The organism is Paracandidimonas lactea, from assembly GCF_021653995.1.
GTDB lineage: Bacteria > Pseudomonadota > Gammaproteobacteria > Burkholderiales > Burkholderiaceae_B > Allopusillimonas > Allopusillimonas lactea.
Window position 1 is genome coordinate 204,473 of the sequence record NZ_JAJJOZ010000008.1, and the last position, 7,540, is coordinate 212,012.

Below are 7,540 nucleotides of genomic sequence, written 5' to 3' on the forward strand. Positions count from 1 at the left end.
ATCCCTCAGCGGCGTTTCGTCTGCGCGCGCTTGGGTTTCTTTTCAGCGCCTATGTCAGTGGCGGGGTTGGCGCCAGGGTTCTTCTCGCGCGTGAACGCCACACCCATCGCCGCAAGCTTCATTTTTTGCGCCTGCGCTTCGTCCATCTTGGTGATGCGCGCGAGATCAGTGCTGCGTAAGGTGAGCACATCGGCGAGAGACAGCGTCTTAGCGTCCTGCTTCAGGTATTCCGCGACGCGGGACACCACTTCCTTGGGCAGCCTCGATGCGGCCTGGCCGCCAATAAGTTCGCGCCCAACGCGGCTCTGCAAGATTCTGTATTCGAGCTGCTTGGCAAAGAAGTTGGTCTCGACGAACTTTCGGGGAACGGCCGTCGGATCGTTCAGGCTCTTGAGCGTTTCGGTGCGCATATAGTTCGACAGCTCATTCACCTGCTGCAGGGTATAGCGGGCTTCTGATACGCGGCCTGTTGGCGCCGTTGTCATGACGGTGGACTGCGAGGCTGCCGTGACGCGCGCTTTCTCGGCGCATTCGATACAGGGCTCGCCATCCACCGCGTGCGCATGCGTTGCCATGGAGGCAAGCGGTGCCGCCGCCCCAGCGGCCATGTATTGCGCCGCATAATTGCCTGTAGCGCGCAAGACTGCATAGCGGGCGGGAATAGGGCGGACTGCGACGACCCGTTCGTCGAGTGGGTGCCGCACCTGTTCCGACGCACAGCAGCATAGCCCGCGCGTCGTGATCATCAGCACCTGCTCCTCGCCGATTTGCTTGGTCGGTTTTGTCGATACGAGGTTTACCTGTACCTGGCGCCGCGCGTGGCCGGCCCACGCCTGAATGGTATCTGGGCAATCGACGCAGACTTCGCTGCCCTCGTAACAGATATGCCCCCCAGCTTCGGCATTGATGTTCAGCGTCTCGCCGTTGGGCGTGACCACGACGCTGGTCGAGCCGTGCGTCGCTTCGTTAATGAGGTCGTTATACGATTCAATGCGGTAGCCGGCAGGCGCGTCGTAGGTGACCGAATCCTGAACCTGTGTGCGGTAACACTGGTAATGCACGTCCCAGCAATCGATGAAACAGGCGCGCGCGCCCACAATGCGCTCGGCGGGGATATCGTGTTTACTTGCAACCGGCGCATTGGCCGACGCAATCGAGGTTGATTCCGACTTGCGGTCGTAGTCCATGACGGGCGTGGTCGTCAGGTGGCTTGTGTCCAGCCGCAGCGCCACGCAGAAATCGTCCTGGTCCTTTGGTTGGGCCACCACCAGAAAGAACTCTTGTATCCCCTCGACCGGACGCGGGCCGCGCACAAAGCCCGATGGCTCTTCCAACGTATGTGGCCGAGGCTGCACGAAGAAAACGGCGCGGTTGGTACCCAAATGGTAGCTATCCAGCAGGTGATACATTTGCGAGATCTGGGTCGAATACGAAAAGGTTTCGCGCTTTTCCTGGCCCACGTCGGTGGAGCGCGAAGCCATGCCTTCCTGTGCATTCAGTTGCTTGGTGCCCCATTGGCCATTGGGTGCGGTGTAGGTGAAACCGCCGCCCGTACCCGCATAAGACGCTTGCGCGCCAAAGCCGCCGCCGCCCATGTCGACGTCAAGAATCTCCGTTGATTGGGTGGTGCCGCTCGATTTGGTGACGTTGAGCGACTCGATAGATCGCGATTGCTTCTCTTTGGTGTCGGTGGCCAGTTCGTAGAGTTCGCGCTTTTTCGGCTCAAAATCCATGAAGAAGGGATAGTCCGCGAGCTCCATGCCACGCGTACCCGCTTTGGGCCCAACCAGTACTTGCAGAATCGCACCGTGGCAGGGGTTGTAGGAATTGAGGAGTTCTGTGAGCCCCGGTATCGTCGATACATCGACACCGTTCCAGTCGATTGAACCCTGGACCTCCTGGTCTAGCGGCTGGTAGCCCGTGAGTGTCGCCGTTACCTTGAGATAAGTGATCCGATACTTGGGATAGATCTGATTTTCTTCTTCAGGGGCATATTTGAATACCGCCAGAGAGGTTTGCCACTTGCCGGGGAAACGCGCATCGCAGATACGCGGGTCAATCATGTCTTCGGTCACGCAGATGCGTTCCCAAGGAATATCGGTTGGCAGGCTAAGCTTGAAGTTAGACACGTTCTTCTCCTTCTTGGTGGATTCCCCACGTGACGACTATCGATATTCGATGTTCGCGAACGCCACCCGCCTGCATGCTGGCAAGTCCGGTGTGAGCCTGGCGCCTTCCGGCCAAGGCAGGCCGCAATCCGCTTTAACTTACGAAACCAACCGGAGACTCATGATTTGTTTCCGCTTTTCCCTTTACCCCATTCTGATGTGTGCGTTGGCAATTTCGGCGCGCTGCTGTGGCCGTTGAGAGAGGCACCACAGCTGGTCAACACGCCGTTCGGTTGAGTGCCCGATATGCCGAAAAGATTAATATTTCCTTTCAAAATATTTGAAAGAAATGATTACTGAATATATTAAAAATGATATTTATATATCTTTGTGTATCGGAAATAAGAAAGCTTATAGTGTTTGCCCGAATGAACTAAGTTGTCAGCGGGCAACAAGGAAATAATGAGTCACAATTAATCTGATGGTGCAAAGGTTTGGTTTGGCGGCTGAGGCGGCCGCAAATACAGGCGCCCCATCTATATCTATATATGTCACAAGGCAAGGTTGATGTCCCCCGGCGGTAGGCTCGCCCAAACATACACTGGCGTTTTCGCCGCGCCGCCTCAGGCACTGCTGCCCGTATGGCTGACGCTGTAGCGGTTCAACGTTCATGTTCAACGTTCACCACGTGCTGGCTTGCTCAAGCCGCGCAATGTCCTTGGTTGACAGCGCGAGTTCCGTCGCGCGGATGAGGCTGTCCAACTGATCCAGCGTGGTTGCGCTGGCTATGGGGGCGGTGACACCTTCGCGGGCGATGAGCCAGGCGATAGCAACCTCTCCGGGCCGGGCGTTGTGGGTGGCGGCAACCTCATCCAGCGCCGCAAGAATGCCAAACCCGCGCTCATTCATGTAACCACGCGCACCGCCGCCACGCGGGCTTTTGCCCAGATCATCCTCGCTGCGGTATTTGCCGGTTAGAAAACCCCGGGCCAGGCCGTAATAGGGGGTGACGCCAATCTGCTCGGCCATTGCGAGGTCGCGCAGCGCACCCTCGTACGTGGCGCGGTCGTACAGGTTGTATTGCGGTTCAAGTACTTCGTAGCGGGGCAGACCGGCCTTTCGGGCTGCCTCGAGCGCCGCCGCAAGTTGCTCGGCGGAGTGATTGGAGGCGCCGATGGTGCGCACCTTGCCGGCTTTGATCAGCCGGTCGTACGCACCCAGTGTTTCTTCCAAGGGCGCCTCGGCGTCGAAGATATGCGAAAAATACACGTCAATATGATCGGTTCGCAGCCGACGCAGCGAGTTCTCCACCTCCTTTTCTATCCATGCCGCGGAGAGCCCCTTACCATCGGGCATCTCCATGCCCACCTTGGTGATTATCACCATTTGCGAGCGATTGCCGCGCATAGCCAACCATTCGCCAATTATCGTCTCCGACTCGCCCCCTTTGTTGCCCGATACCCAGGTCGAATACATATCGGCGGTGTCAATGGCCTGGAAACCGGCGTCCGCAAAGCGATCCAGCAATTCGAATGAACGTTTCTTGTCTGCCGTCCAGCCAAAAACATTGGCACCCAGAACGAGCGGTGAGATTGAAATACCCGACTTGCCCAATTCCCTCTTTGTCATACGGCGTTCCTTTATTGCGCTTGTGGTTTGGGTCGGGTGTGTATGCGCTAACCCGATACCCAAGCCGCTACTGGTTTTTGCGATGTTGATTGCTTGATTTCAGCTTGCGCGCGTTACCGCATTGAAACGCGCTTCGGCTTCGCGGAAAAGTGTTTTGGCCGTTTCGAAATTCCAGGGGCCTTCGGTGAGAGTTTCAGGATCCCATTGGTGTCTTGGTCTCATTGGATGGAAGAAATCGCCGCCATAAACATGTATTGCGCAGGTCATTTTGCCGATCGGGTTTACCACTGAGTGAATGGTGTCCTGGCCCAACGCAGCGATGTCTCCCGCGCCCAGCGAGCGCGCGCTCGCGGCTTCGATGCCGGCCGGCGACCGGCGCCAGAAAATATTGTCTTCGCGGCCTGCATAAATGCCCACCACCGAAAACATCTGGTGGTCGTGCGGCATGAGGCTCATACAGGGCGCCCACACGAACTTGATAATCGTAAGATCCGGCGCGTTGTGCAGCGCCGTAATGCCCGCATGCTCAGGCTCGCCGAGCCCCGCCATCACCGCAGCCGGGTCCGACACTGCCCGCGCCACAATCTCGCGTATCGCGGCCTGCCCCTCGGGTACCGCGTGGATACAGTCTTGGATAAAGCGTTGCTGGTCAAACATGATGCTTCCCCCCGCAAACTCCGGCTTGAGGAACCGGCGCCCAACGCACCATCAATCAATATAGTCTCGCCGTGGAGGCGTTGACAATAGCGCGTCACAGGGAGTGGCAGAGAGAAGCAAAAATCCCTGTAAAATGGCTCCCCTTCCTATTTATCGACGGTATACCGCCCATGAGGCACCTGGAAAAAGCATTCGAACGCACCCTTTTCACCAGCCGTTGGCTGATGGGGCCGGTTTACCTTGGGCTGGCGTTTGCGCTCGTGATTTTGCTGGTGAAGTTTGCCAAAGAAATCTGGTACCTCTTCGCGGACATCATGAGTGCCAGCGGTGGCGAGCTGATCATTGGCGTGTTGTCGCTGGTGGACATCGCACTGATCATGAATCTGCTGATCATCATCATATTCAGCGGTTACGAAAACTTTGTGTCCAAGATGGACGAGCTGCACAACCACCAGGATCGTCCTGAGTGGATGGGGCACATTGGCTTCTCTGACCTCAAGCTCAAGCTCATCGGGTCGATTGTTGCGATTTCAGGGATCGAGCTGTTGAAAGCCTTCATGAACGTAGGCAACCTGTCAGATCGGCACCTGGCCTGGATGGTGGGCATCCACGTCACCTTCTTGTTTTCGGGTTTGTTCTACGCGGCCATGGATCGTATTGCCGACAAGGGGCACTGAGGCTGTCGGGTGGCACAGCACCACTGGCCGCTATGTCATCGGCCGCGGCGTTGGCTTCCGTCGATATCAGTTATCTGGTTTTCCTTCGCCTGGGCAGCATGCGGTAGGGCCCGCGCGCCGACTACTTGCACGCGTCGTTTACGTGCATGGTCAATATGCCGTATTGCTTCGCGACGCCCATAGGTGGGCCGCCATGAGCGCTCGCCACGGTGAAAATTCCATTAACCACGCCTGGGCCTGCTTCTCGTTCAGCTTGTCGGGGCGGGCCAGCAAGGCTTCTATTGCTCGGCGAACCGCCACGTCGCCGTGCAGGGAGCCGTCCAGCCATCCGAAGCCGCGCAGCAATGTGTAATTGACCGTCCAGGGGCCGATGCCCCGGATGGCCAGCAGGCGTTCGCGGATGTCGTCCATGGCGGGCGCTTGTTGCAGCCAGCGTTCGAACGGTAACTGCTCATCGGCGATCAGTGATGCCAAGTGCAGCAGCGCATTGGCTTTGCTGGTGGAAAAACCCGTCTGGCGCAAGGTGTCGGCCCCCAACTGGACGATGTTCTTTGGCCCAGGGTGGCACAACAAGCCGCTTGAATGTTTTATGTTTGCCGCTTGCATCAACCTGCGTCGTATCGATACTGCGGCGCCCACGCTGATCTGCTGGCCCATAATCGCCCACGCCAGCGCCTCGAAGGGCGTTGCGGCTGCTGGTACTCGAAGGCCGGCCTGCTGGCTGACCATCTGGCCCACCACAGGATGCGTGCGGAACCTCTGTTCGAAGACTTCGATATCCTGCGACAGCCCGAGCATGCGCCGCAGCATGCTTTCGAGCCGTTTTTCGCTATGGACGGAGCGCGGCGCAGGGGCATCCAACAGCAGCGCTGCGTGCACCTGTTCCCGTTGGAACCGGATGCGAAGACATGCGGGTCTGTCGTCCCAAAGTAAACCTTTTTCCAGTACAGCGCCGCTGACGCGCTCCGCAATCTCTTGCGCATCGCGTCGATGGAAGTCAAGGGCGTCGCCAGCGCGAAAACCTGGCGGCAGTGGCACGACGCAGGTGATACCCTGCCCAGCGGGTGGGGAGGAACGGCCTGCAGCGTTCAAGTGCGGCATCACGCCACCCCACGGCCGCTTCGGTGTGAGCCCGTTGCTGGTGGCATCGCCATGAGGTTCACCATACGGGTGTGCCGGCTGCGAGCAGAGCGCATTGCCTGCCGGGCCACGCTGCCCGTAAGCCGGGCACGATACCTTCGCGGCTGCGCGGGGCGATGTTCAGGATTGTTGCCGCGCAAACGCCCACCAGCTTTGCACGCAGGGCCGGGCTGATTGATGTTCGACATAACGTTGCACTTTGCGGGGTACCGGGTCGCCATTGGCACACAGCCGGCTGAGCATCACTGAAAAATCGACGTCGGCGATTGACCATTTGCCAAACAAATGGTCGCTGTTCTCGTCGATCAAGGTGTCGGCGACGGCGAGGAGTTTGTCGGCGGCCTGCTGTGCCGCGGCGCTTAATGCCTGCGGGCGCTTGAGGCCGTAGATCACACTGGTTGGCCGCTCGGCGCGCAGTGCGGCAAGATCGCTGCGCACCCAGGCCTGCAGCTGCCGCGCGCGTGCCCGCAGGCGAATATCTTCCGGAAAGACCGCTGGAAACTCCGGAGGTGTATAGGCGTCTTCCAAATACTCAATAATGGCCGAAGACTCCGACAATGAAAAATCGTCGACAGCAAGCGTGGGAATACGGGACGTCAGCGAAAGCTGGCGATACGCTTGTCCGCGGTTTTCTCCCGCGGACAGATCGATCGTTCTGAGTTCGAATGGCAGACCTTTTTCGCATAGCGCGGCATAAACCGACAGCGCATAAGGGCTGGAGTACTCGCGATTGGTATACAGAATCATGTCGGTGTCCAGGGGGATATCAGTGAGCAATACGTCGAATACCTTTAATAGTAGAGCAAGTCCAGCGCGCGTGTCGCGGTTGCCGCCGGTCCCACCTCGAATTTGAACCGTATTATCGTGCCGCTTCTCGGGGGAATTGTCCGAACGGAAAAATCCGATCCATAGGCGGCCCCATCCTAGTGTGCCGTACGCTCCGCGCAACTGCGGGCATCGGCACAGGCTGGCCGGGGTTATCGGGGTTGCCCGCTAAGGCCGGGCCATCATGGAGACCGAGTGGGGGTTTTGTTGACCGCTTGGTGTCGCTGTCCATCGGAGCTCATCCGGACTGAAATCTCGCATTGATTGATCAGGTGCGCGGCAAACCTCCCCCTTCAGGGCGGGGAAGGGTAGCGCGGACGGCGAGCCGTCCTTTGGGTGGTCAGTGCGGCGTCCGCTGCTGTTCGATGTACTGGCGGATGACATCGATGGGCGCACCGCCACAGCTACCGGCAAAATAGGACGGCGGCCATAACGCGCCGCCCCACAGCTTCTGGCGAATGCTGGGGTGGTTTTTCTTGCGGATCATTCGGCTGGATACGCCCT

The 7,540-nt window shown here is 58.6% G+C and carries 7 protein-coding genes; 1 reads left to right on the plus strand and 6 read right to left on the minus strand.

Annotation, left to right across the window (positions count from 1 at the left end; all coding sequences use genetic code 11):
- Positions 1 to 5: 5 nt before the first annotated feature.
- From LOL23_RS15150 to LOL23_RS15160, 3 genes are all read right to left on the minus strand, one after another.
- A complete protein-coding gene (locus LOL23_RS15150) occupies positions 6 to 2,129 on the minus strand; it encodes a hypothetical protein (RefSeq protein WP_160975854.1) in 2,124 nt (707 codons plus the stop codon).
- Between the two features lie 660 nt (positions 2,130 to 2,789).
- Positions 2,790 to 3,737, minus strand: a complete 948-nt coding sequence (locus LOL23_RS15155) for an aldo/keto reductase (RefSeq protein ID WP_160975856.1) — start codon at positions 3,735 to 3,737, stop codon at positions 2,790 to 2,792.
- 99 nt (positions 3,738 to 3,836) lie between these two features.
- Positions 3,837 to 4,394 carry a hypothetical protein gene (locus LOL23_RS15160; RefSeq protein WP_160975858.1) on the minus strand — a complete coding sequence of 186 codons (558 nt, stop codon included), beginning with the start codon at positions 4,392 to 4,394 and terminating at the stop codon, positions 3,837 to 3,839.
- Between the two features lie 170 nt (positions 4,395 to 4,564).
- Between LOL23_RS15160 and LOL23_RS15165 the strand changes: the two genes are divergently transcribed.
- The gene (locus LOL23_RS15165; RefSeq protein ID WP_160975860.1) at positions 4,565 to 5,071 is read left to right on the plus strand and encodes a TIGR00645 family protein; all 507 of its coding nucleotides are present in this window, start codon (positions 4,565 to 4,567) and stop codon (positions 5,069 to 5,071) included.
- A gap of 150 nt (positions 5,072 to 5,221) precedes the next feature.
- Here LOL23_RS15165 and LOL23_RS15170 read toward each other — a convergent pair whose 3' ends face one another.
- The 3 genes from LOL23_RS15170 to LOL23_RS15180 form a co-directional block, all read right to left on the minus strand.
- On the minus strand, positions 5,222 to 6,172 hold the full coding sequence (locus tag LOL23_RS15170; RefSeq protein WP_160975862.1) for a DNA-3-methyladenine glycosylase family protein: 951 nt from the start codon (positions 6,170 to 6,172) through the stop codon (positions 5,222 to 5,224).
- Positions 6,173 to 6,331: 159 nt separating this feature from the next.
- Positions 6,332 to 7,159 (minus strand): glutathione transferase, encoded by an 828-nt coding sequence (yfcF, locus tag LOL23_RS15175; RefSeq protein WP_237173821.1) that lies wholly within the window; start codon positions 7,157 to 7,159, stop codon positions 6,332 to 6,334.
- A 217-nt stretch (positions 7,160 to 7,376) separates the two neighbouring features.
- Positions 7,377 to 7,540 (minus strand): transposase (locus LOL23_RS15180; protein WP_237173826.1); only part of this gene is annotated, 164 nt, incomplete at its 5' end.

Excerpts from the sequence above, each read along its gene's own strand:
- LOL23_RS15155 (WP_160975856.1), bottom strand. The coding sequence starts at position 3,737 with ATGACAAAGAGGGAATTGGGCAAGTCGGGTATTTCAATCTCACCGCTC.
- LOL23_RS15160 (WP_160975858.1), bottom strand. The coding sequence starts at position 4,394 with ATGTTTGACCAGCAACGCTTTATCCAAGACTGTATCCACGCGGTACCC.
- LOL23_RS15165 (WP_160975860.1), top strand. The coding sequence starts at position 4,565 with ATGAGGCACCTGGAAAAAGCATTCGAACGCACCCTTTTCACCAGCCGT.
- LOL23_RS15170 (WP_160975862.1), bottom strand. The coding sequence starts at position 6,172 with ATGCCGCACTTGAACGCTGCAGGCCGTTCCTCCCCACCCGCTGGGCAG.